We start from the raw sequence: 24,517 nt of genomic DNA on the forward strand, positions 1-24,517 counted from the left end.
AATATTTCATGTCAGAAACTACATCAAAAAAATACGTAAAGTACAAGGTTAAAGATATCTCTTTAGCAGAATGGGGCCGAAAAGAAATAAGACTTGCTGAGTCTGAGATGCCTGGTTTGATGGCATTGAGAGAAGAATATGGCGCTGCGCAGCCTCTTGCAGGCGCCAGAATTGCGGGTTGTCTTCATATGACCATCCAAACGGCCGTGCTTATAGAAACACTTGTAGCTTTGGGAGCAGAAGTTACCTGGTCCAGCTGTAATATATTCTCTACCCAGGATCATGCTGCTGCGGCTATAGCTGCAGCCGGGATCAGTGTATATGCATGGAAAGGTTTGTCAGAAGAAGAATTTGATTGGTGCATTGAACAGACCCTGTTTTTCGGCGAAGAGCAGAAGCCGCTAAATATGATCCTGGATGATGGAGGTGACCTTACCAATATGGTATTGGATCAGTATCCTGAGCTTGTGGAAGGCATCAAAGGTTTATCTGAAGAAACCACTACTGGTGTACACAGGCTTTATGAGCGTATGAAAAAAGGCACCCTTCCTATGCCCGCTATCAATGTGAATGATTCTGTTACTAAGTCTAAATTTGATAACAAATATGGCTGTAAAGAATCTTTGGTAGATGCTATACGAAGGGCTACAGATGTCATGATGGCGGGTAAGGTAGCTGTAGTTGCAGGATATGGTGATGTAGGAAAAGGTTCCGCTGCTTCTCTTAGAGGAGCAGGGGCAAGGGTTATTGTAACTGAAATAGATCCTATATGTGCCCTTCAGGCTGCCATGGACGGATATGCGGTAAAGAAAATGGTAGATGCTGTAAAAGAAGCTGATATCGTGGTAACTGCTACCGGTAATAAGGATATCATCAGCGAAAAGCATTTCAGAGCCATGAAAGATAAAACTATCGTATGTAACATTGGACATTTTGACAATGAAATAGACATGGCCTGGCTGAATGGTACCTATGGCAAAACCAAGGATGTCATCAAACCACAGGTAGATCTTTATAATATTGATGGTAACGATATTTTAGTGTTGGCTGAAGGAAGATTGGTAAACCTTGGATGTGCTACCGGCCACCCTTCTTTTGTAATGTCCAATTCATTTACTAACCAGACATTGGCACAGTTGGAACTTTGGACCAATACTGACCAGTATGAACCCGGCGTCTATGTGCTTCCTAAGCACTTGGATGAAAAAGTAGCGGCCCTTCACTTAGGTAAGCTGGGGGTTGAACTGGATAGTCTCAGCGAGGACCAGGCTGAATACATAGGGGTGCAGGTAGAAGGTCCCTTTAAACCTGAATACTATAGATATTAATAAGTTAAATATATTCTACGGTATAGTGAATTTAAAATGATGAAACCGTGAGTCAGAATATATAAGATAAGAACTTATAAATCTTAAAAATAATTAAAATAGCCATTATTGATGGCTATTTTTTTTGGCCTGTCGTTGGAGTAATACTATTGATATTTATAATTTGCTTTTGCTTTTGTAAGTTTTACTAACTTTATGTTACATTTGCATACATATTATCGTATGTTTGGAAACGATAGTATAAAGTTATCAAATAAAAAAAGATGGAACAGCTGCTACAGAAGATCAGGGTAGATATCAATAAAAATCTGTATCTTAAAGATCCGTTCAGTTCAGATTTGGGAAAAGATATCATAGCTAAAAGCATATGGTGTATAAAAGAATACGGTCTTGAACATTTTAATTTTAAAAAACTGGCTATAGAAGTGGGCAGTACAGAAGCTGCGATATATAGGTATTTTGAAAACAAACATAAGCTCATGTTGTTTTTAAATCTTTGGTATTGGGGGTTTTTGGAACTGAACCTGGTCATGGGAACTACTAATCTGACCGATCCAAAAGAAAAATTGAAAATTGCACTTAAGATCTTGGTAAACGGCCCTATTAGCAGTAAAAATGATTATGTAGATCCAGCGATGTTACATGATATGATAGTAGAAGAGGCCATCAAAGCTTTCATGACTAAAGAGGTGGACGAAGACAGGAGTAAAGGATTTTTCTCTACGTATCTCAATATGGGAGAGAGGATCACTGAAATATTGAAAGAGATTAATCCTCACTATAACTATCCCAAAACGTTGGTATCCATGATTATGGAAGCCAGCTTACTTCAGCGATTTCATGCCAACCATTTTCCCACACTTACAGAAGCGCCTGCCACTGAAGAAGAAAGACTGGCATTTTTTAATGAATTGATCACTAAAGCCATTAACTGAAAAACATGAAAATTGTAAACCCTGCATTGACTCCGATGAGGAGGTTCGCTAAATTGCTGCGAGAAGAAAAGAGGGATGTATATGCTATTTATTTTTATGCTATACTGAATGGTGCTGTAGCCCTGATTTTACCATTAGGCATACAGGCACTCTTTAATTTTATACTGGGAGGAAGGGTGAGTACTTCCTGGATGATATTGGTAGCTGTAGTCGCAGCGGGTATCGCATTCAGCGGTTTTCTACAAATCAGCCAGCTTTATCTTACTGAAAAACTGCAACAAAGGATCTTTACTAAATCTGCTTTAAGTTTTGCATATAGATTTCCCCGCTTAAAGCTGGACGAGCTGCAGAATAAATTTCCACCTGAACTGGTAAATAGATTTTTTGATACACTTAATTTACAAAAAGGAACCGCCAAGTTATTAATAGATCTGCCGACTGCCCTATTGCAGGTATTCTTCGGCTTGATTTTGTTGGCGTTTTATCATCCCTATTTTATTCTTTTTGGTTTTATATTGATTTTACTGGTTTTTATAGTTTTCTATTTTACCAGTCCAAAAGGCATGGAGACAGCCCTGAAGGAATCTTCGGCCAAATATAATGTGGCCTTTTGGCTGGAAGAAATAGCCAGAGCCCTTCCCAGTTTCAAATTATCGGGCAATTCTAAATTACCCTTACTGAAAGTGGACTTTTTATTACAGAAATACGTGGATTTCAGAAACAAGCATTTCAAGGTGTTGATGTTTCAGTATAAAGTCTTGATTGTTTTCAAGGTGCTTATTGTTACCACGCTTCTGGGGGTAGGGAGTCTATTGCTCATCAATGAAGAAATCAGTATAGGGCAGTTCGTGGCAGCAGAGATCATCATCATATTAGTGATAGGATCAGTAGAAAAGCTTATACTTAGTTTGGAAGTAGTATATGACACCCTTACCGCAGTAGAGAAAGTAGGGCTGATCATGGATATACCTATTGAAAAGCAAACCGGGACAGAAAAAGCCATAACCAAAACGGACCATGGTCTTAAATTCGAAGCTAAAAACCTTTCCTATAAATCTAATGACAATAATCTTGAAATATTAGATAACCTTAATTTTGTAATACATGCAGGAGAGAAGGTCGTCATTACTGGAGAAAGTGGTAGCGGGAAAAGCACCTTGTTGCACCTACTATCTGGATTATTCGAAAATTATACTGGAAAAATTATTATCAATGATCTTCCATTGGATGTATTGGATGTGAATAAAATCCGCGGGTATATAGGAGAAAGTTTTGACCACCAGTCGATATTTCATGGGACTATCCGGGAAAATATAACCTTGGGAAAAGAGGTTACGGAGAGTAAGCTAAGGGAAATCGTGGAAATAGTAGGACTAACAGACTATATCTATCATTTACCTGGTGATATGGATACTGTACTGATGCCTGAAGCCAGAGGGTTAAGTAAAAACTTACTTAGAAAGATCATCATATCAAGGTGCTTGGTAGGAATGCCAAGGGCGATTTTGCTTGAAGATCTCTGGTCTGCTTTAAATGTCCAGGCAGACCCTATCATAGATTACATATTCAAAGGAGACTGGACCACCTTTTTTATATCAAATGACGAAGAATTAATGATGAGGGCGGATAAGATCATAGTTATGGATAAAGGTAAAATCAACTTTATCGGTTCCTCTGCCCAATACAAGGATTTTAAAAACGGTAACTAAAACGGTTATGTTAAATATATCAACTAATAAATTAACAGGTAAAGTGACTTTTGCTGAATTTAAAAGTCTGGACATGACCATACCCGCGAGCGAAAGTAGAAAGAGGGTTAAAATTCTGCTTTGGATCTTCCTCGTACTTCTTTTATTTATGTTTCTTCCATGGACACAGACCATCCGGTCAAAAGGAATGGTAAACGCCCTGAGACAGGATCAGAGACCCCAGACGATACAGACCATGATTGCAGGAAGGATAGAAGGGTGGTATGTAGCCGAAGGGGATTATGTACAGCGGGGAGACACCCTCATGCTGATATCAGAGATAAAGGATGACTATTTTGATCCTCAACTTTTGGAAAGAACCATGAAGCAGGTAGAAGCCAAGACACTATCGGCAAGCTCATATGGGGAAAGAGTCAAAGCTCAGGAAGCACAGATGGAAGCTTTAAGAGCAAATGCTATCTTGAGAAGGGAGCAGGCTGAAAATAGACTTAGGATGACGGAGTTGAGGGTCATATCGGACAGTATTCGGTTTGAACAGGCAAAAGTTAATTTTGAAGTTGGCCAGGATCAGTTAGAAAGGGCCAGAAGGCTGTATGAAGAAGGGCTCAGGTCGCTTACAGATTTTGAAACTAGACAACTTAGATTTCAGGAAGTTCAGGCAAATTTAATAGCGGCAGAAAATACACTCCTAAGTAGTCAAAATGAGCGTATAGCAGCCTCTATAGAATTAAATGCGGTGGATAATGATTACAGGGACCGTTTGGCTAGAACCCAGGCCGATATGTTCAGTGCGATGTCATCTCAGTTTGATGCTGAAGCTTCTGCCACTAAATTAGAAAATCAGTTTTCAAATTACTCAGTAAGGAGCGGGATGAGGTACATACTGGCGCCTCAGGATGGATATATAGCCAGAGCCCTCCAAGTGGGTATAGGAGAAACGGTCAAAGAAGGCATGGAAATACTCAGCATCATGCCTGCCAATGCCACTTTGGCGGTAGAGATGTACGTAGATCCCATAGATTTGCCATTGGTAAGGCATGGAAATAAAGTCAGGTTTATTTTCGATGGCTGGCCTGCTATTGTATTTTCAGGATGGCCTCAGATCTCCAATGGTACCTTTGGAGGCATAGTAGTAGCTATAGACAAATTCACCGGTCCTAATAATAAATACAGGGTAGTAGTGGCCCAGGATCCTGAAGAGGTGCCCTGGCCTGACGGTCTTCAGATAGGTTCAGCAGCAGATGGGATTGCCCTTTTACAGGATGTCCCATTATGGTACGAGATCTGGAGACAGCTAAACGGATTCCCCGCAGATTATTATACCCAGGACGAAAGAAGAAACATGAAGGTCAATAAATAAGTATGAGGAGTTTACTGATAATAGCGATCATATGTAGTATGGGGTATCAGGCTAATGCACAGGATACGCTTTCTTATTATACGTATATAGAATGGGTAGGCCAGTTTCATCCGGTAGTCAATCAGGCTGATATCACCATAGAAATGGGAAGGCAGGAGATGAGAATGGCACGTGGAGGATTTGACCCATATATCTATGGGAATTTAGATCAAAAAGAGTTTAATGAAGTTGGATACTACAATAAAAGAGAAGCCGGATTGGTGATTCCTACCATAGCTGGGATAGAGCTTAGAGGTAGGGTAGAACAAAACACCGGTCAATACCTCAATCCTGAAGAAAGGGTACCTCGGGAAGGTTTGATGTCTATAGGAGCTGCTATTAATTTAGGCCAGGGATTAATGATAGATGGAAGAAGAAGGGCCATACAGCAGGCGGAAATATTCAGGGATGCCGCTTTTGTGGACCGACAGATCATGCTGAATGAGTTATACCTTGATGCCTCTGAGGCATATTGGAACTGGGCCGCAGCTTATCAGGATGTGATCGTAATGAGGGAGGCCCTAGATCTCGCTATAGTAAGATTTGAAGCGATAAAAGGGAGTTTTTTGTATGGAGACCTTCCAGCCATTGATACACTGGAAGCATATACGCAGGTTTTAAACAGGGAATATCGTTTACAGGGTAAGGAAATGGATTTCTTTCAGCGCACCCAAACATTGAATCTGTACCTATGGGATGATACTGGAAGTCCTATGTATTTATCGGAAATGGCTGTGCCGCAGCCATTGTTTGAACAGATTGATCTTTCCTATGATCTCACTGTGCTTAGATTGAACTTAGAAAACCATCCTAGATTGCAAAGAATAGACTTTGATCTGGCTAACCTGGATCTTGACAGGCGGTGGAGGATGAACCAGCTGTTACCAGTAGCGCAACTCCACTATAACTACCTAGCTCCTACTAATGGGTTAGAGCCTGGGAACCATATGTTTTTTGAAAACAACTATAAATTTGGAGCTACAGTGAGGACGCCCTTGTTTTTGAGAAGAGAGCGGGGAGCTTTGGGTTTAGTGAGGTCTCGTATAGATTTTACTTTACGCGATCGGGATATGAGATTTGCTAACCTGAGGGCCCGCCTGGAAACAGAAGTGAACAATGTCGAAACTTTACAGGGACAGTACAGGGTATTTGGTGAAAATGTAGTAGGATTGCAGAGGTTATTGGAAGGCGAACAGACCAGGTTTGATCTGGGAGAGAGTTCTTTGTTTCTCATCAATGCACGGGAAGTCAGTAGAATAGAAGGGGAACTGATCTTAAATGACGTTATCGCCAGAAGAAACATTGCATATGCCCGATTGATGTTTGCCGCCGGTGTGGGGTTTTCGGAACTTCAGTTTCTGGATTAGTTAACTGATGTGATGAGAAATTAACCTGGCCTACCTTAATTTATGTAATTTATATTAAGGTCGTAAAAGTAAGGTTTCACCATTTGAAAGGCTTATAGATACATTCCTATCACACCCGCTGCTGGCATCGCCAAAATTCAGTCGATGGGTAACTGCAGATGAGACGGTACGTTCGAAAGTCCATGTTTCTTCCCCTGATGTAGGAACAAATATTCCCTGTTCTATGCAATCTATGGACTGAACTCTAGGCGTATTGAGGGTAAAATTAAAGGTCCGGCCAGCCATATTGCGTCCTCCTCCAGCCCCGGTAGTATTGATCATAAGGGTGGAATCTGACGTCACCTGCAGGTAATGGTCATATTCTGCCGTCATCCTAGTACTGGAGCCATGCTCATCATATATCATCATGCGAACCATATTGTCCTTAAAAGTGGAATCTGATTTTTTGGTCAGGTATCTTATTCCGTTTAACCGGACATTGTTTACGCTATAATCCTGATAGTTTACTAAAATGATCTCTTCATTATTGATAAAAGAATTGGTGTATTCTAGGGAGATTTTTCCTGATCTTCTAAGATTAGTCTTCTGGCATACAGAATCTTTTATAACATGGTAGGATAGAAGTACCTTACGATCCTCCTGGCTTATCTCTACATTCGTGCATCCAGGCAATAGCGTGAGCGGATCCTCAGGGGGTTCTATATAGTACTCAAATGGGCGGAGAAGGTAATGGAGGTTTTCGGCTATTGAAAAAGAAGCATTAAACATTTCTTGTCCTTCTACAGACACATCCGTTGGAAGCCTGACTATTTCATCATCCATACAGCTGACTGTAATGAAAGCGCACACAATTATAATGATTCTAGAAAAATATGCCATAGGTGATACAGATCAATTATTGTACAAATTTATCTGATATTTTTTCATTTGAATGGGCAATTTATTAAATTCCAATAAAAAAATAACTATATGCAATACGAAGAAGGAATGCTCAGGGACGGTGCTCTGGTCAATAAAGTAATATTGATCACAGGTGGAGGTACAGGCTTAGGTAGGTCTATGGGTGAATATTTTTTAAAATTAGGGGCTAAACTAGTCATAACCAGTAGGAAACTGGATGTATTAGAAGTCACTGCCAAAGAGATGGAAAATGAATGTGGAGGTGAAGTGTTACCCCTGGCTTGTGATGTGAGGGAAGTGGATCAGGTAGAAAATATGTTTAGGATTGCCATTTCTCATTTCGGAAAGGTAGATGTGGTTTTAAACAACGCCGCTGGAAATTTTATCAGCCCTACGGAAAGGCTTTCCAGCAATGCTTTCAATACAGTGCTGGATATCGTACTTAAAGGGACTTCCAACGTAACGCTTACTGCTGGCAAGCATTGGATCAAGGAGGGGCAGGCTGGTACCTTTTTAAATATTGTCACCACATATGCCTGGACAGGATCGGGATATGTGGTTCCTAGTGCTGCTGCTAAAGCCGGGGTACTGGCGCTCACCCGATCACTCGCTGTAGAATGGGCCAAGTATAAAATCAGGTCCAATGCCATTGCGCCAGGGCCTTTCCCTACGGAAGGTGCATGGAGCAGGTTGTTACCTGGAGAGCTGGTCAAAAAGTTTGATCCCTCAAAGAAAGTGCCTGTAGGAAGGGTAGGTGTACATCAGGAATTAGCCAATCTCGCCGCATATCTGGTCTCTGATTATTCAGCCTATGTAAATGGAGAAGTGATGACCATAGATGGAGGTGAATGGCTTAAAGGTGCGGGTGAGTTTAGCCATTTGGATCAGATTCCTGATCAGATGTGGGACATGATGGATGCTTCACGGGGTAAAAAGGCATAAGTAAAAGCCCAAAGAAGGGCTTTTACTTATCTTCTTGATATATGGGAGCTTTTTTTAGCGGTAAGGTTAAGGTATGGTCCCATGTGGGAAGGACCTTTACCAGATTTTTTTCGGTAAGTGAGGTGGTCTCTATAAAATACCACTTGTCTTTGCCTTCAGCTATGACCGCTATTAGCGTGTTTTCTGAAGACAATTTACCCCCTTTTACTTGTGAAATCATCTTATATGGCACGATGGCATGATATTCATTACCTGCTTTGACATGTTCCATAGGTTCTTTTATGATAAACTCATTGAGTTTCATCCCTCTGCTTTTTTGTATTTCATTTAGCTGGATCAAGGTTTTTTTGTATGCATCTCTTCCACCAGCATGTTCTATAACACTGGGATAGGTGAAATCAAGTAAAAGCTCATAATCTTCGTTGAGGTTTGCCTGAGCATACATCTGGGCTGCTTCTCGTATGTCTTCTGCGAGCTGGGCCTGAGCCATAAAAGTACATCCTAATATCAATAGCTTGACGAGAAAAACTTGTTTAAACATATGGGATTAATAATAGCCTATAAATTTCATGATGCAAATAATGGAAAATTTCTATAAATAAAAAGCTGTTTTTCCAACGTCAATTATCTGTAATAATTGCTTTGTCATACTGACTAAATGAAACCATTTATAAACTGCGGTAAATTAAATTTGATATACATATAATTGCAAATATCATGACTCTGAAGTTACCAGATGTCATTTGTTACAAGTTTGTATCATAAAAAAATATTCTTTTTAATAATATATCCACCTTAATTCAAGGAAAAATAAGCGGTAAATAATACCATGGATTTCTATTATATTCAGAAATCATTTAGGTTATCTAGAACGCTTATAGAATAGTACTGTCTTTTTAATGCCTTAATTTAAAGCTATGGGTATTTTTATTTTCGTCCACTTCAAAAGATGCAGCACTAAATGAAGGTGGACCAAAGCTACCCATAGCATCATTTGAAAATCCATATCCTTCTTTGGGAATGCCAAATGCGTTCTTATTAATCACCCCGTCATTATTGGCATCATGAAATGCTGATATTGCGTATTTTCCAGGCTTGATATTTTTAAAAACCGCTGTAGCCTTTCCTCCTTGTACCTGCGCTATCACTTTATCATAAGCCTGATGAGCTTTGTCAGGGAATGCCGAGGATTTATCAAAAATGGCGAGTCTAACCACTCCGGTATCTTCTTTTAGATTCGTAATGGTAACTGTTAGATCAGTTGAGTCTGGGTTGATCATAAACAATAGGATTATGATGGTTAATATGATTTTCATAATGATAATTTTTCTAAAGTAGCAGGTCTGTTGATTTTGCCCGAAGCTGTAATTTCAAATGAATTCAGGAAGAAGACCTTTTTAGGTACCTGATACCTGGACATCTTTTCTTTCATTTTCTGGATTAGAAATTCAGACTGTCTGTCGCTTACAGAAGCATCTTCCACTAATAAACAAATAATCTGTCCAAAGTTTTCATTTTTTTCTCCAAATATAAAAAATCGTTTTCCCTGTAGGTATTCACCCAATTCTTTACTTATTGTTTTTTCAACTTCTTCCGGTTGAATTTTTATACCACCGCTGTTGATGGTAAAATCTGATCTACCTTTCCATTTGAAAGAATGATCATTTATAAGCGAAACGATATCATTTGTGTGGATGGTTTTTTCTATGGCCATTGGAGCAGAAATGATAAGATTACTATTCGCACCTATGCTGAGATGAACGCCCGGCAGGGCATGATAAATTAATTCCCCATCTGTAGATATTTTTGCCAATGCCACATGACTGACGGTTTCAGTCATCCCAAAAGTCTGGTAAACATTGATAGGCAGTTTTGCCACTCTTGCCATTAAATCATTTTTTATAGGTGCTCCTCCGATGATTAAGTTTTTGATATGGGTCAGCATCTGGGAAGAATGTGAATTATCCAGACTGGTTTCGACCTGAAAAGGAACCATGGCTGCGAAATCAAATGGTTGACTCATTCCAAAAGCGGCCAGAGGATCAGAAGTAGGCTCCACTAAATATAGGTTTGATTTCCATTCCATCGCCCTTACCAGCATCATTTTTCCTCCTATCATTTGGGTATTAAGGCAGCATAGCAAATCGGCCTCTTCTTGAATCTTAAAAAAGTTTCGGGTGGCATTTGCACTTATTGTCATTTGTTCACGGTGCACTTTGATTTTCTTTGGAATACCTGTGGAACCTGATGTCTGAAGCCAAAAATAATCTGTCCCTAAAAGCCATTCTCTGCAAAAACCCAAAGCTTCATCAATATAAGCAGATAATGAAGGCCAATCGCCTATATGTATTTGGTCAAATGTGAAAATATGATTTCCAACAAAAATTTTACTCATGGCATGCTGTTTCCCAAATTTAATAAAATATAGAGGTATCCATCCTATAAACTTATGTCCATTTAACATACCAAATGAAAATATTATGAATAGTCATTTGCCAAATGGATATTATTGCACCGATAAGAGGTAAATTAACCTTAGTCCTATTATCTTGCAGGTTTAATAGCATGATATAAATTTAGCGATATGAACTGGAAGACAGTCAAAGAATATGAAGACATCACCTATAAAAAAAGTGATGGAGTGGCCCGGATAGCATTCAACCGTCCAAATGTAAGGAATGCCTTCCGCCCAAAAACAGTTGGTGAATTATTTGAAGCCTTGCTTGATGCCCGTGAAGATACGGCCATAGGGGTAGTGCTCTTATCTGCAGAAGGTCCTTCCACTAAAGATGGTGTTTATTCTTTTTGCAGTGGAGGGGATCAGAATGCCCGTGGTCACCAGGGATATGTGGATGACTCCGGGATGCCTAGGCTTAATATCCTGGAAGTACAGCGGCTGATCAGGTTCATGCCTAAAGTAGTGATAGCAGTAGTCCCTGGATGGGCAGTAGGTGGGGGGCACAGTCTTCATACGGTATGTGATCTTACCCTTGCAAGCCAGGAGCACGCCATCTTTAAGCAGACAGATGCAGATGTTACCAGCTTTGATGGCGGTTACGGATCTGCTTATTTGGCCAAAATGGTAGGTCAGAAAAGGGCACGTGAAATATTCTTCCTTGGAAGAAACTATTCAGCACAGGAAGCCTATGAGATGGGTATGGTCAATGCAGTTATTCCACATGAAGAACTTGAAGCTACAGCCTTTGAGTGGGCACAGGAAATTCTTCAAAAATCACCTACTTCTATCAAAATGCTTAAATTTGCTTTTAATCTCACCGATGACGGTATGGTAGGGCAGCAGGTTTTTGCAGGAGAAGCCACCAGGTTAGCCTATATGACCGATGAAGCCAAAGAAGGAAGAAACGCGTTTTTAGAAAAAAGGAAGCCTGATTTTAAAAACATCAAATGGATCCCTTAGGATCCAATGGAGGATTTATGATTTTTGGTTGAGTAATATTCTGAATCTGAAATCATAAATACCTACAATCATCCTTCCGAAATCATAAAAATTTTCAGTTATAAATCATTGCAAAAAATATATAAGTTGTTTTCATAAAACCTTTCTTATATTTGTAAGTATAAAGACTTATGCGTCAGCTTATAAAAATATCGCTGTTTTTCATTTACCTGGTTTGTAATGCAGGTATGAGTTATTCCCTGCATTTCTGCAGCGAAAAGCTTGAGGCGATTAATTTTTATACTGAACAAAAAAAATGCTGTTCTGCTACTGAGGAAGAATCTGATTGCTGCGAAGATGTATTTTCTTTGGATCAGGCCAATACAGAGCAGACTATTGCGTATTTGTCAGATATTCAATTTCTCCGTACAGATAGTACAGTGGCTTTGATGGAGTTTTCAGCCTTATTGAGCACGCTTATATCTTCTGATAGTAATGATTATAAGCTCTGCGATAAGGAGCTTTCATTTATTCCCGACCTCCCGATATTTATCAAGCACCAGACTTTTTTAATATAAGCTTCTGTACGGAATGCGACCGCTTTCCGATTTCTTTTCATTGCCTGTGGGCTACATCTACTCTTTACTAGTATTTATTTGATCATTATATACAATGCTCAACAGTATCATCAAATTCTTTCTTGACAATAAGCTTGTCACCGTATTGCTGTTAATCCTAATCGTAGGATGGGGTATAGTGGTGGCACCCTTTAAATGGGACACGGGCTTCCTACCCAATGATCCCGTACCGGTAGATGCGATTCCCGATATAGGGGAAAACCAGCAGATCGTATTCACGGACTGGATGGGCAGATCCCCGCAGGATGTGGAGGACCAGATCACTTATCCCCTGACTACTTCACTGCTAGGTATGCCCGGTGTCAGATCCATCCGTAGTACTTCTATGTTTGGGTTTAGTAGTATCTACATCATTTTTGAAGAGGATGTGGAGTTTTACTGGAGCCGTAGCAGGATATTGGAAAAACTCAATTCTCTTCCATCTCAGCTTTTGCCCGAAGGGGTACAACCCCAGCTGGGTCCTGATGCTACAGGACTGGGGCAAGTCTACTTTTACACTTTAGAAGGGCGTGATGAGCAGGGTAATCCTGCCGGAGGATGGGATCTCCACGAACTCAGAAGTATACAGGATTTCTACGTGCGGTATGGTCTCGCTGGTGCCTCCGGAGTAGCGGAAGTAGCCAGCATCGGGGGGCACGTGAAAGAGTATCAAGTGGATATGGATCCGGATGCCATGAGGGCAAATAATGTGACGCTCATGGATGTAATGACCGCGGTCAGGCAGTCCAATCTCGATGTGGGTGCCAATACCATGGAAGTTAACAAGGTGGAATACATCGTTCGTGGACTGGGTTATGTAAAATCGATAGAAGATATAGAGCAGGCCGTAGTGTCGATGAATAATAACGTCCCGCTGCGCATCCGTGATATAGCGAAAGTCAACATAGGACCAGCCAGTAGGGCTGAAAGGGCTATTTTGGACAAAGGTGGAGCAGAAGCTGTAGGAGGGGTAGTAGTGGCCCGGTACGGGGATAATCCACTCCAGGTAATAGAAGAGATAAAAAGAAAGATAGAAGAAATATCCCCCGGTCTTCCGAGCAAAACTTTAGAAGACGGTACAGTCTCTAAAGTGACGATAGTCCCCTTCTATGATAGGTCGGGTCTGATCAATGAAACTCTCAATACCCTAAATGAAGCCATCAGTCTCCAGATACTGATTACCATCATCGTAATCATAGTCATGGTGGTAAACCTTAGGGCAAGTCTGCTTATATCTGCCTTACTCCCCCTGGCAGTGCTGATGTGCTTTATCATGATGAAGTATGTTGGGGTAGATGCCAATATTGTCGCTTTGTCCGGTATCGCGATCGCTATAGGTACCATGGTGGATCTGGGTATTATCTTGAGTGAGAATATACTCAGGCATATAGGTGAAGCAGGCGATAGAAAATCAAAGCTAGTAGTCATCTATGAAGCGACTACAGAAGTGGCTTCTGCTATTCTGACAGCTGTCCTGACTACTATAGTGAGTTTTCTACCGGTATTTACACTCCAGGCAGCAGAGGGTAAACTATTCGGTCCCTTGGCTTACACTAAAACGTTTGCCTTGATAGCCGCGCTTATTTTCACTTTGATTATCATGCCCACATTCGCTCACTGGATGTTTGGAGCCCAGTTTAAATCGGAAAAACTTCGAAAGAATGCCGATTATATCATGCTGATAGTAGGCTTAGCTATAATCTTTGTCTTTCCCTGGGCAGGATTAGTTCTTACCGCGTTTGCTTTAAATAACCTTTTGCATGCCCAGTTTCCAGATAGGACAGCAAATGGTAGGTTTAAAGAATTAATCACGATAGCTATCACAGTAATAGCTGTTTCCTTTCTACTGGCTTATGAATGGAGGCCATTGGGACTGGGACAGCCCGCCATTATCAATTTCATCTTTATTATACTGGTGATAGGAGTTGTATTGGGTAGTTTCAGGCTCTTCATCAGATTCTATAGGGGTATTTTAGTATGGTGTCTGGATAATAAAAAGCTTTTCCTGACGCTGCCTTTGACTATAATTCTTATTGCCCTTATGGCATGGATGGGTTTTGCGAGAGTTTTTGGATTTGTGGCTACAGGCTTTGATCGGGTAGGCTGGAATGTACGGACCAATAATGTATGGACAGGTATGGCCCATACTTTCCCAGGTATGGGAAAGGAATTTATGCCTGCTCTTAATGAGGGATCATTTCTCCTGATGCCCACCTCGATGCCCCACTCCGGTGTAGCAGCTAATATGGAGATAGTAAAGCAGCTTGATATGCTGGTGCAGGCTATCCCGGAAGTGGATATGGTAGTAGGAAAAGCAGGGAGGGCAGAGAGCCCCCTTGATCCTGCCCCTATGTCCATGTATGAAAACATCATCAATTACAAAACTGAATTTCTCCAGGATGATCAGGCCAATAAGCTAAGATTTGAAACTAATGCCCGAGGACAGTATAGGTTGAATATTCAGGATAGGGATTGGTACTTTGACAGATCTACGGATTTGATCGTGGATGACCAAAATGAAGAAATAGCTGGAACGGAAGCAATTCCCTATAGGCGCAATATCAGCAGGTATCTGATCGAACATCCTCGTGGACAGCATTTCCGACAGTGGCGGGATGTAATACGATCCCCGAATGATATCTGGGACGAAATCCAATTACGGACTAACAGTATACCCGGAGTTACCTCCGCACCAAAGCTGCAGCCGATCGAAACCAGACTGGTCATGCTGCAGACCGGCATGAGAGCTCCCATGGGCATCAAAGTGTATGGGCCTGACCTTCAAACCATAGAGCAATTTAGTTTAAAAATCGAACAGGCACTTAAAGATGTTCCTTCTGTAAAAAGTGAAGCCGTATTTGCTGACCGATCCCTGGGTAAACCATATCTGGAAATCGATCTGGATAGAGTGGCTCTTGGAAGATTTGGTCTGAATGTAGCAGATGTGCAGGAATTTATAGAAGTAGCAGTAGGGGGCATGGAGTTATCCACTACCGTAGAAGGCAGGGAGAGATATGCCATCAGAGCCAGGTTCGCGCGGGAATTTAGAGATGATCCGGATGCACTTAGAAATATCTTGGTAAATACTGCTACCGGAGGTCAGATACCATTGGGTCAGATCGCGGATATCACCTATCGCCCTGGGCCTATGATGATCAGAGGGGAAGATACTTTCCTGGTGGGTTATGTACTCTTTGATAAGAGAGAGGGATTTGCAGAAGTCACAGCAGTAGAAGATGCAGATAGGTATTTGCGATCGATGATATCCTCCGGTGAGCTGGTAATTCCATCAGGTGTAAGCTATACATTTAGTGGTAACTATGAAAACCAAGTTAGAGCAGAAAAACGCCTGGCTATAGTTATCCCATTGAGTTTAACTGTCATATTTCTGATTCTTTATTTCCAGTTTAGATCTACCGCTGTTGCCTTTATGATATTCAGTGCTATTGCCATGGCATTTGCTGGCGGTTTTCTGATGCTATGGCTTTGGGGTCAGACCTGGTTTTTTGATATGGATATATTCGGGACTAATATGAGAGGTCTGTTCCAGATGGGGACCATTAATTTGAGTGTGGCTGTCTGGGTAGGTTTTATAGCCTTATTTGGAATAGCTACGGATGATGGTGTAGTGATGGGGACTTATCTGACGCAGAGTTTTGATAGGTCTAAGCCTGATAATGTAAAAGAAGTGAGAAGGGCAGTATTAGAGGCAGGACTGAAAAGAATTCGTCCCTGTCTGATGACCACAGCCACTACACTTTTAGCCCTACTTCCTATCCTTACTTCTACCGGAAGAGGAGCAGATATAATGATACCGATGGCGATACCTGCATTTGGAGGTATGGCGGTAGCATTGATATCCCTTTTTATAGTACCGGTGCTTTATTCCTGGAATGAAGAAAGAAAAATTACAAAATTAAATGAATAGGAATTTCGCAAGTCAAGATAGGCAATGATGAAAGCAAAAAATATCATATACATCACTATACTAAGTCTGGTGTTCACTATATCTCATGGACGAGTCAAAGCCCAAGTATTAGATACTTATCTCGTAGAGGCAGGTGAAAACAACCCAGAGGTACGGGCCACTTTCAGTCAGTATATGGCAGCAATGGAAAGGGTACCACAGGTGGGTTCACTACCAGACCCGGAGCTTACCATGGGTGTATTTCTTCGTCCTATGGAGCGGCTAATGGGAAACCAAAGGGCTGATATATCTTTAATGCAGATGTTCCCCTGGTTTGGGATGCTCAGGACCCAAAGAGATGAAGCCAGCCTAATGGCACAGGCATCCTATGAGCGGTTTAGAGAGTCTAAAAACCAATTGTACTATCAGGTAAAAAGCACTTATTATTCACTTCATCAGTTGCAAAATGAAATTGAAATCATGCAGCAAAACCTCGATATACTAAGATCCATGGAGAGACTCGCTTTGGTCCGCTACCAGGGGGGAGGCACAGGTGAGGCAGCGTCCAGCGCATCTGGAGCCGTAAGGTCAGCGGGTACCGGGGTAAGTAGCCCTGGAGCTTCGTCTATGGCGATGGGCGGAGCCTCCAGCCCTGCACCTACTACCAGACAGTCCCCTCCTACAGGTGGCACAGGTATGGGAGGCATGGGCGCAGGTGCGGGTGGATCCGGAGGTAAACTGACAGATGTGCTAAGGATACAGATCCAAATAAAAGCTATGGAAAGCCAGCTGGCCACACTTGCAGATAGAAAAACACCTCTCATTACCAGATTTAATTATCTCCTGGGAAGACCAAAAGACCAACACATAGATTTAGAGAATAACCTGCAGCCGAGAGCTTTGGTTTATGATGAAGAGAGTTATATCGACAGTCTACTTTTGGATAATCCTATGCTGAAAATGTATGAAGCAGAAGCACAGGCCTATACTATACAGGGAGAAATGGCGAAATTGGAAGGAAGGCCTATGATAGGGGTAGGCTTAAACTATATGGTGTTCTCTCCCAGAGGTGAAAACGGAATGCCGGGTATGGGGATGGAATATATGCCAGCCGGCATGGGTAATAATATGGTGATGCCTATGGTATCCCTTTCTCTACCTATATACAGGAAAAGATATAAAGCCATGCAGACCGAGTCCAGATATAATAGGGAAGCTATGGAGCTGCAAAGAGAAAATGCAGCCAACAGTCTAATCACACAATTAGATGAAACTATTAATGAAATCAGGGATACCGAGCGAAAGGTAAGGTTATATGAAGAACAGGTGAGATTGACCCAACAAACTTTGGATCTGATGATCACCTCCTATGCTTCAGAAGGATCCTCTTTTGAAGAGCTTTTGTCAGTACAGAGAGAATTATTGGACTATAGATTAGAATTGCTAAATACCATCATAGGCCAATATGAAGCCTACGCTATGTTAGATATGGTTTTGGCTAGGAATGTAAATGAAGATATTTAATATCCTTACGGGATTTTAATAATAACAGCAATGAGAAATACAAAACAAATACTAATCATAGCACTGGGCTGCTTGTTCTTTGGAGCTATTATTGGCTGGAGCATAAGTTCCTCCTCTGGAGATGGACACGAAGGTCATGGGCATGAAGCAGGAGATGGTACCATCTTTACTTGCTCGATGCACCCGCAGATCCGGCAGGACGAGCCCGGCCAATGTCCGCTTTGCGGTATGGCGCTTACTCCGCTTCAGGCGAGGGGCTCAGGAGTATCTGATCCATATGTATTGGAAATGACACCTGAAGCTATGGCGCTGTCCAATGTGATGCTCACCCGAGTGGGATCTGGTGTAGGAGCTCAGGAGATAAGACTTAGCGGTAAGATCCAACCTGATGAGCAAAGGGTCAATAGTTTAGCAGCTAATTATGGTGGGCGTATAGACCGCCTATACGTAAGCTTTACGGGACAGGAAGTGAGGAGAGGCGAAAGGTTAGCCACTATCTATTCTCCCGACCTGATCAATGCTCAAAAGGAGCTATTGGAAACAGCCCGTATGAGAGATACCAATCCGCAGCTATACAATGCTGCCAGAGAAAGACTAAGGTTATGGAATGTACCTGAGGAACAGATTCAGGCTATAGAAGATCGCGGGGAGGTAGCTACCCAATTTGATGTTTTTGCAGATGCCAGTGGTATAGTCACGGCGAGAAATGTATCAGTAGGTGATTTTATCAGCAGAGGAACTGTCCTATTTGACATAGTAGATCTTAGCAGGGTATGGGTGATGCTGGATGCATATGAGTCGGATCTCGGATTTATCAATAGGGGAGACCAATTGACATTTTCAGTGAATGCTTATCCAGGAAGGGATTTTACCGGGACGGTAGATTTTATAGACCCGGTCATAAACCCCGATACCAGGACACTGACTGTGCGCGCAGAAGTGCCTAATCCAGGAGGGGTTTTAAAACCGGAAATGTTTGTCACCGCTAATGTGAAAAGCAGTGCCCAAATATCAGAAACGGCCTTAATGATACCTAAAACAGCACTGCTTTGGACAGGTAAAAGATCAGTAGTCTATGTCCAGCGTGGGGATAGAACTGCTCCGGCATTTGAAATGGTGGAGGTAGAATTAGGTCCCCGGGTCGGAGATCAGTATCAGGTGCTTTCAGGATTGGAGGGGGGAGATCAGGTGGTATCCAATGGGGTATTTGCCATAGATGCCGCTGCCCAGTTGACTGGAAATTACAGCATGATGAATAGGCCTGAAATTAAAACTCTGGATGTTCCTGAGGCTTTCAGGCGACAGTTTACAAACCTGCTCGGTGATTATCTAGCACTGAAAGATCAATTAGTGGAGACGGATCCGGCAGATGCCCGGAAAAAGGCATCAAATATGCGGGAATCTTTATCTAGGGTAGACATGTCCCTTTTGGACCCAAATGCCCATAATACCTGGATGGAACTATTTACTCCTATAGAGAGAAGCATATCTTCAATGGAAAAATCGACAGATGTTCAGATTCAACGCAATGCTTTTGAAGTACTTTCAAACCATATGATAGAAGCTGTAGAGTATTTTGGAACTGAAAAAGACCGGGTATTTAAGCAGTTTTGCCCCATGGCATTTGATAATAAGGGAGCCTTCTGGCTTAGCGGAGAAAGGGAAATCCGTAATCCCTATTATGGCGATATGATGTTGACCTGTGGAGAAGTAAGGAATGTTTACGAGAAAGGCAAACCTACTACAGTAAATGGAAGTGGAGCTGCTGCCGGTGACAGTGGAGGCCATAGACATTGATTATAGGATGATGGTTGTCGGATGTCGGAGACCGAAAAACTTTATACTAGCATCTTGCTACTTGAAACTTTAATTTAATTATAACAAAAAATAATAGAAACTATGAGAAATTTAATGATTGCATTCGCATTGACATTCGCAGTAGCCTGCAATAACCAGACTGAAACTCAGGAAGAGACAGCTCACGATGATGGCAGTACCCATGTTATGGAAGCAGATACTAGGACTGCGATGAGTACTGATCCTGATTTTACGATTGAAAGTGCTGCCCACCAACAGCTTTTAAGAGATTTTTATACAGCTTATATAAATTTAAAAGAAGGATTGGTAGCAGCAGATAACCAGCGTACAGATAGGGCTGCTAAAGAAATGCGTACCATCATTACAGATGCATCCTTCAATGAACTGGAAGGTGAAGCCCATGACCACATAGCACAGATGGGAAGAGATGTGATCCGAATGGTAGAGCATTCTGATGTAGAAGAGCAGAGAAATTATTTGAATTCCCTATCTACCTCTCTTTTTACTATGTTAAAAGCAGGGGATATACAGACTGAAGCTTATTTGCAGCATTGTCCGATGGCTTTTGATAACCAGGGAGCTTATTGGGTAAGTGATAAGGAAGAGATAAGAAATCCATACTATGGTGATAGAATGCTGAAGTGTGGATCAGTAAGAGAGACTTTATAAAAAAATATAACCATAAGACTTTATTAAAGTAGGCATTAAGGTTTAATATTTACTTTCAAATTAAAATCCTTAGCTGTCACGCTGGTGTGTGTATAGCTAAGGATTTATTATTAAAATATTATCTGAAAAGAGGGCTGGAAATATTCAAGTCAGTTTCCTGTGCATCACTTACGTTTTCTCTGATAATTTTATCCAGTTTTTCAGTTTCATATTTAAGTAATTTTAAATATTCTTTATTGTCATCTGTTATTTTTTTATCATCAAGAATATTTAAAAGCCCTAAAATATTGGCAACTTTAGCTCTCATATGGTGAGATTGATTGAAAGATATTTTTCTTAATGATTCATTTTGTTTTATAATAATTTCTTCAGATGTCTTATTTTTGGTGATATCAATAAAGCAGCCTATCATACGCTGAGGTTTTCCTCTGTTCCATCTAAATACTTTCCCAAAACAGATTACCCAAAGCGGGCTTCCATTTGGAAGAATATTTTTTATTTCTTGATAGAATGGAACGCTTCCTTGACTACTAAAGTGTTCATTTAAGTTGGATTTAATAATTTTCAGTTCCTTAGGAGAGATTCGGGATTGCCAAGAAACAGTTGAACTGTCTTGATCCTCCAAACTGAGCATGGCCTTAATTTCTGAACTTAAACGCTGTTTATTTTTTTCCAGATCCCAATACCAAAATCCTGCTTTATTCTTTTCAAGAAGGACACTGAACAATTCTTTTTCAGACTCTAGCTTATTGTTGGCTTTTTTAAGTGCGTTTTTAATATGAAACACTTCGGTCACATCATGGCCTATAAAAGTAATGTGGCCCTGATCCATGTCCAAACAGAAATCCCATGAAGTTAATATAAGTTTGTTTTTTACCAGATTTTTAAGTGTAAGGGTTCGGGTGACTTTAGGTTTTAAATTATTCAGGGTTACACTGAGAATTACTTTATCGCTTTCCAGTAGGTTATCAAAAATATTATCTGAGGTATGTTGTATACATCCTTTATACCCATTATTAAAAGCCAATATGTTTCCACTTCTGTCAGTAATCACCACAAAATATTGGTTAGATCCCCACAGACTATCCGAAATTTTAAAAATGTTTTCTAAGCGCTCCATATTAAATATGGGAGCAAAGATCATAAATATAAAGCAAAAAACATAATGTGAAATGCAAAAAAGCCTAAACAAAAATTAATTTATAATTATGTTTAGGCTCTTTATTACTATTTAATCAATAAGTTCAGTGAGATATGATAATCTCGGAGGAATGGTTGAACACATCTAAATTGCAGATGAAAATATTAGAATGCATAAACAAAACTTCCAAAGCGCTCTCTGATTGCTTTGTCTAATTCCTCTCGATGTTCGGGGGCTGCTATTTTCATTAGCTCATATGCTCTTTGTCTGAGGTTTTTTCCATAAAGGTATGCGACACCGTATTCGGTAACTACATAATGCATATGGGCTCGGGTGGTGACTACACCAGCACTTTGCTTTAAGAAAGGGACGATTTTTGAATGGCCTTTTTTTGTCGCAGCATTGAGTGCCATGATAGGTTTACCGCCTTCGGAAAGAGCAGCTCCCCTCATAAAGTCCATTTGCCCCCCCACACCGGAATAGTGGTAACTTCCTATCGAATCAGCACAAACCTGTCCAGTAAGATCTATTTCAAGACAACTATTTATAGAGACTACCTTGGGATTTCTCCGTATAACGGCAGTATCATTCACATAAGCAGCTTCATGAAATGAAAATTCAGGGTTATCATGGACTCTTTTATATAATTTATCAGTACCTATGGCAAAAGAAGACACTATTTTGCCGGGGTGCTTGTTTTTATACCTATTAGTAATTGCTCCGGTATCCAATAAATCTATTACCCCATCAGAAAACATCTCGGTATGAATGCCCAGGTCTTTGTGGTTTCCCAGAACACTCAGGACAGCATCGGGGATAGCACCTATTCCCATTTGTAAAGTAGATCTGTCTTCAATCATTTCGGCTATATAATTGCCTATTTTATATTCGGATTCACCAAGTTTTGAACTGTAATTTACCTGCGGTAATTGTTCATCTACTTCTATAGCTGAGTGAAATCTGCTACAATGGATGAGCCCATCTCCATGGGTACGGGGCATTTGCTTATTGACCTGGGCTATTATGAATTTGGCTTTTTCAATGGCAGGTTTGGCTATGTCCACAGATACACCCATAGAGCAAAATCCATGGCTATCAGGTGGCGATACGTGAAGGATAGCCACATCGATAGGCAATATATCCCGCCTAAAGAGATGTCCTATCTCACTCAAGAAAATAGGTACATACCCCCCTTGTTCTGAATTGACGGCTTGCCTTACATTTTCAGATACAAATAGGGAGTTAATATAAAAGCTTCCTTTGCAATCAGGATTTGCCAGGGGCATATCTCCTAAAGTAGATATAGAAACCACTTCTACTTGTGAAAGATCATGTTTACGAGCTGCCAAAGCTTTTAAAAGTATACCCGGCGTGGCTGCGCTTCCATGTACAAATATTCTTTGATGACTTTTGATGACTTTTACAGCTTCTTCTGCACTACTATAGTTAAGCATATATAGGTTGATTTAAAATTTTACATTTATTTAAATGGGCATATTGGGGAAAGTTCAAGTTATTAAATATTTTTCATAATCCAGATTTGGCTTTTTGGACCATTATAAATTCTGAGATGTTTTCCTGATCTAGGATACCCAAGAAATGATTTTGTTCGTAGATAAGGGCCACTTTGTTTTTTTGGGTAGCCATTGTTTTAAATGCTTTTTCCAATGGAAGGTATAAATCAAGCTTTAATGGATGGAGATTAGCTACTTTTTCAATGGAAATATGCTCATTTTGTTCATTAAGCCCTTTAATAATCTCTTCTCGGCTGAGCGTTCCATACGGCTGATCGTCTTTTACGACTACGAAATGAGTGGCCTGTCCGTCGAGCAGATTTTTAATAGCTTTGCTGAGCGGCGCATCAAAAGGTAACACCTGAAATCTGGTCATCATGGCATCACTGATGGTAAAGCCTTTTAGAAGTGAATTTTGCTTAGTATGGGTAACTTCTGCCTGAGCACCCAGAAATATGAAAATTCCAATTATCACCAGTATAGGATTATAAAAAATCCCGGTTAAAATAAATCCTATAGCCAGGGCCTGGCCTATACCTCCCGCTATGGCTGTAGCTTTTACCCTTGGCATTTTTAAAGAAAGCAATGCCCTTAGGACCCTACCACCATCCATAGGAAAAGCTGGGATCATATTAAAAATAGCCAAAATTAAATTAGCAGATGCTATATAGAGCAAAAGCGTACTGCCTCTTAATTGGATGTATTCCATTTCTACCAATTGAATTCCTGATAAAGATATGATGGTAGAAAAAACAAGAAAGATCACCACGTTCACTAATGGTCCGGCCAGAGCCACCCATAGTTCTTGCTTTGGGTCTTCAGGTAATTTTTCAAGTCTGGCGAGACCCCCTATAGGAAGCAGTATGATATCCTTGGTTTGGATTCCGTATTTTTTGGCCGTCAGTGCATGTCCGAATTCATGTAAAATCACACATAAAAAAATAGAAAGAACAAATATTAGCGACCAGGCAGTATCTATTAGTGAAAGCCCAGACCTCATACTGGTAAAAAAAATCCAAATAAGGATAAGGCTAAATGTCCAGTGAATAAAAACTTTAATGCCACTATACCTCCCCAGATATAAAGAAAATTTCATGATCGGATATTTATTTTTTAAAGGTCATAATGAATATTGTGCCCCATGTCTACATAGTTTTGCCTGAAGCCTCGATACTTGGCGAGGGTTAATTTACCGTCCAGTAGTTTTCTGTATGCAGGGCTTCATCAGAATGTAATTTACCAAACTGCTCCAAAACCTCCTTCATTTACTAGATTTGATTGCTGGGTATATTATAAATAAAAGACATTTTCTTTCTATTGTTTAAATCAATATTTTAGAACCATTGTTTT

General features: G+C 40.7%; 19 protein-coding genes. 12 read left to right on the forward strand and 7 right to left on the reverse strand.

Annotation, left to right across the window (positions count from 1 at the left end):
• Positions 1-8: 8 nt before the first annotated feature.
• The 5 genes from ahcY to EL17_RS17465 all read left to right on the forward strand — a co-directional run bounded on the left by ahcY (position 9) and on the right by EL17_RS17465 (position 6,738).
• The gene (gene ahcY / locus EL17_RS17445) at positions 9-1,328 is read left to right on the forward strand and encodes an adenosylhomocysteinase (protein WP_035076986.1); all 1,320 of its coding nucleotides are present in this window, start codon (positions 9-11) and stop codon (positions 1,326-1,328) included.
• A 263-nt stretch (positions 1,329-1,591) separates the two neighbouring features.
• The gene (locus EL17_RS17450; RefSeq protein WP_035076988.1) at positions 1,592-2,263 is read left to right on the forward strand and encodes a TetR/AcrR family transcriptional regulator; all 672 of its coding nucleotides are present in this window, start codon (positions 1,592-1,594) and stop codon (positions 2,261-2,263) included.
• Positions 2,264-2,268: 5 nt separating this feature from the next.
• On the forward strand, positions 2,269-3,972 hold the full coding sequence (locus tag EL17_RS17455) for a peptidase domain-containing ABC transporter (protein ID WP_035076999.1): 1,704 nt from the start codon (positions 2,269-2,271) through the stop codon (positions 3,970-3,972).
• Between the two features lie 7 nt (positions 3,973-3,979).
• The gene (locus EL17_RS17460; protein WP_035077001.1) at positions 3,980-5,332 is read left to right on the forward strand and encodes an HlyD family secretion protein; all 1,353 of its coding nucleotides are present in this window, start codon (positions 3,980-3,982) and stop codon (positions 5,330-5,332) included.
• A gap of 2 nt (positions 5,333-5,334) precedes the next feature.
• Positions 5,335-6,738, forward strand: a complete 1,404-nt coding sequence (locus EL17_RS17465; RefSeq protein WP_035077003.1) for a TolC family protein — start codon at positions 5,335-5,337, stop codon at positions 6,736-6,738.
• A gap of 54 nt (positions 6,739-6,792) precedes the next feature.
• Here EL17_RS17465 and EL17_RS17470 read toward each other — a convergent pair whose 3' ends face one another.
• The gene (locus EL17_RS17470) at positions 6,793-7,560 is read right to left on the reverse strand and encodes a hypothetical protein (RefSeq protein WP_035077005.1); all 768 of its coding nucleotides are present in this window, start codon (positions 7,558-7,560) and stop codon (positions 6,793-6,795) included.
• A 147-nt stretch (positions 7,561-7,707) separates the two neighbouring features.
• Here EL17_RS17470 and EL17_RS17475 point away from each other — a divergent pair, with 147 nt between their 5' ends.
• Positions 7,708-8,580, forward strand: a complete 873-nt coding sequence (locus tag EL17_RS17475; protein ID WP_035077007.1) for an SDR family oxidoreductase — start codon at positions 7,708-7,710, stop codon at positions 8,578-8,580.
• 22 nt (positions 8,581-8,602) lie between these two features.
• On the opposite strand, the gene EL17_RS17480 is transcribed toward EL17_RS17475, so the two are convergent.
• The 3 genes from EL17_RS17480 to EL17_RS17490 all read right to left on the reverse strand — a co-directional run bounded on the left by EL17_RS17480 (position 8,603) and on the right by EL17_RS17490 (position 10,975).
• Positions 8,603-9,121 (reverse strand): hypothetical protein, encoded by a 519-nt coding sequence (locus tag EL17_RS17480; RefSeq protein ID WP_051720089.1) that lies wholly within the window; start codon positions 9,119-9,121, stop codon positions 8,603-8,605.
• 355 nt (positions 9,122-9,476) lie between these two features.
• Positions 9,477-9,896, reverse strand: a complete 420-nt coding sequence (locus EL17_RS17485) for a DUF2141 domain-containing protein (RefSeq protein WP_035077009.1) — start codon at positions 9,894-9,896, stop codon at positions 9,477-9,479.
• Positions 9,893-10,975 carry an AMP-binding protein gene (locus EL17_RS17490; protein ID WP_035077658.1) on the reverse strand — a complete coding sequence of 361 codons (1,083 nt, stop codon included), beginning with the start codon at positions 10,973-10,975 and terminating at the stop codon, positions 9,893-9,895. Before EL17_RS17490 ends, EL17_RS17485 begins: the two co-directional genes overlap by 4 nt.
• Before the next feature lie 189 nt (positions 10,976-11,164).
• On the opposite strand from EL17_RS17490, the gene EL17_RS17495 reads away from it, so the two are divergent.
• From EL17_RS17495 to EL17_RS22750, 6 genes are all read left to right on the forward strand, one after another.
• Positions 11,165-11,998, forward strand: a complete 834-nt coding sequence (locus tag EL17_RS17495) for a 1,4-dihydroxy-2-naphthoyl-CoA synthase (RefSeq protein ID WP_035077011.1) — start codon at positions 11,165-11,167, stop codon at positions 11,996-11,998.
• Positions 11,999-12,168: 170 nt separating this feature from the next.
• On the forward strand, positions 12,169-12,555 hold the full coding sequence (locus tag EL17_RS22745; RefSeq protein WP_051720091.1) for an HYC_CC_PP family protein: 387 nt from the start codon (positions 12,169-12,171) through the stop codon (positions 12,553-12,555).
• Positions 12,556-12,649: 94 nt separating this feature from the next.
• Positions 12,650-16,522 (forward strand): efflux RND transporter permease subunit, encoded by a 3,873-nt coding sequence (locus tag EL17_RS17505; protein ID WP_035077013.1) that lies wholly within the window; start codon positions 12,650-12,652, stop codon positions 16,520-16,522.
• Between the two features lie 24 nt (positions 16,523-16,546).
• On the forward strand, positions 16,547-18,025 hold the full coding sequence (locus tag EL17_RS17510) for a TolC family protein (RefSeq protein WP_240486014.1): 1,479 nt from the start codon (positions 16,547-16,549) through the stop codon (positions 18,023-18,025).
• A 30-nt stretch (positions 18,026-18,055) separates the two neighbouring features.
• Positions 18,056-19,822: an efflux RND transporter periplasmic adaptor subunit gene (locus tag EL17_RS17515; RefSeq protein ID WP_035077015.1), complete on the forward strand. Its 1,767-nt coding sequence runs from the start codon at positions 18,056-18,058 to the stop codon at positions 19,820-19,822.
• 102 nt (positions 19,823-19,924) lie between these two features.
• Positions 19,925-20,512 carry a DUF3347 domain-containing protein gene (locus tag EL17_RS22750; protein ID WP_051720094.1) on the forward strand — a complete coding sequence of 196 codons (588 nt, stop codon included), beginning with the start codon at positions 19,925-19,927 and terminating at the stop codon, positions 20,510-20,512.
• Positions 20,513-20,630: 118 nt separating this feature from the next.
• Here EL17_RS22750 and EL17_RS17525 read toward each other — a convergent pair whose 3' ends face one another.
• The 3 genes from EL17_RS17525 to EL17_RS17535 form a co-directional block, all read right to left on the reverse strand.
• Positions 20,631-21,308 carry a PAS domain-containing protein gene (locus EL17_RS17525; protein ID WP_205623576.1) on the reverse strand — a complete coding sequence of 226 codons (678 nt, stop codon included), beginning with the start codon at positions 21,306-21,308 and terminating at the stop codon, positions 20,631-20,633.
• Between the two features lie 509 nt (positions 21,309-21,817).
• Positions 21,818-23,107 carry an acetyl-CoA hydrolase/transferase family protein gene (locus EL17_RS17530; protein WP_035077019.1) on the reverse strand — a complete coding sequence of 430 codons (1,290 nt, stop codon included), beginning with the start codon at positions 23,105-23,107 and terminating at the stop codon, positions 21,818-21,820.
• A gap of 73 nt (positions 23,108-23,180) precedes the next feature.
• Positions 23,181-24,263 carry a site-2 protease family protein gene (locus EL17_RS17535; protein WP_035077021.1) on the reverse strand — a complete coding sequence of 361 codons (1,083 nt, stop codon included), beginning with the start codon at positions 24,261-24,263 and terminating at the stop codon, positions 23,181-23,183.
• Positions 24,264-24,517: the final 254 nt, after the last annotated feature.

Origin of the sequence: Anditalea andensis, assembly GCF_000714815.1 — a bacterium.
In the GTDB taxonomy this organism is placed as follows: Bacteria; Bacteroidota; Bacteroidia; order Cytophagales; family Cyclobacteriaceae; genus Anditalea; species Anditalea andensis.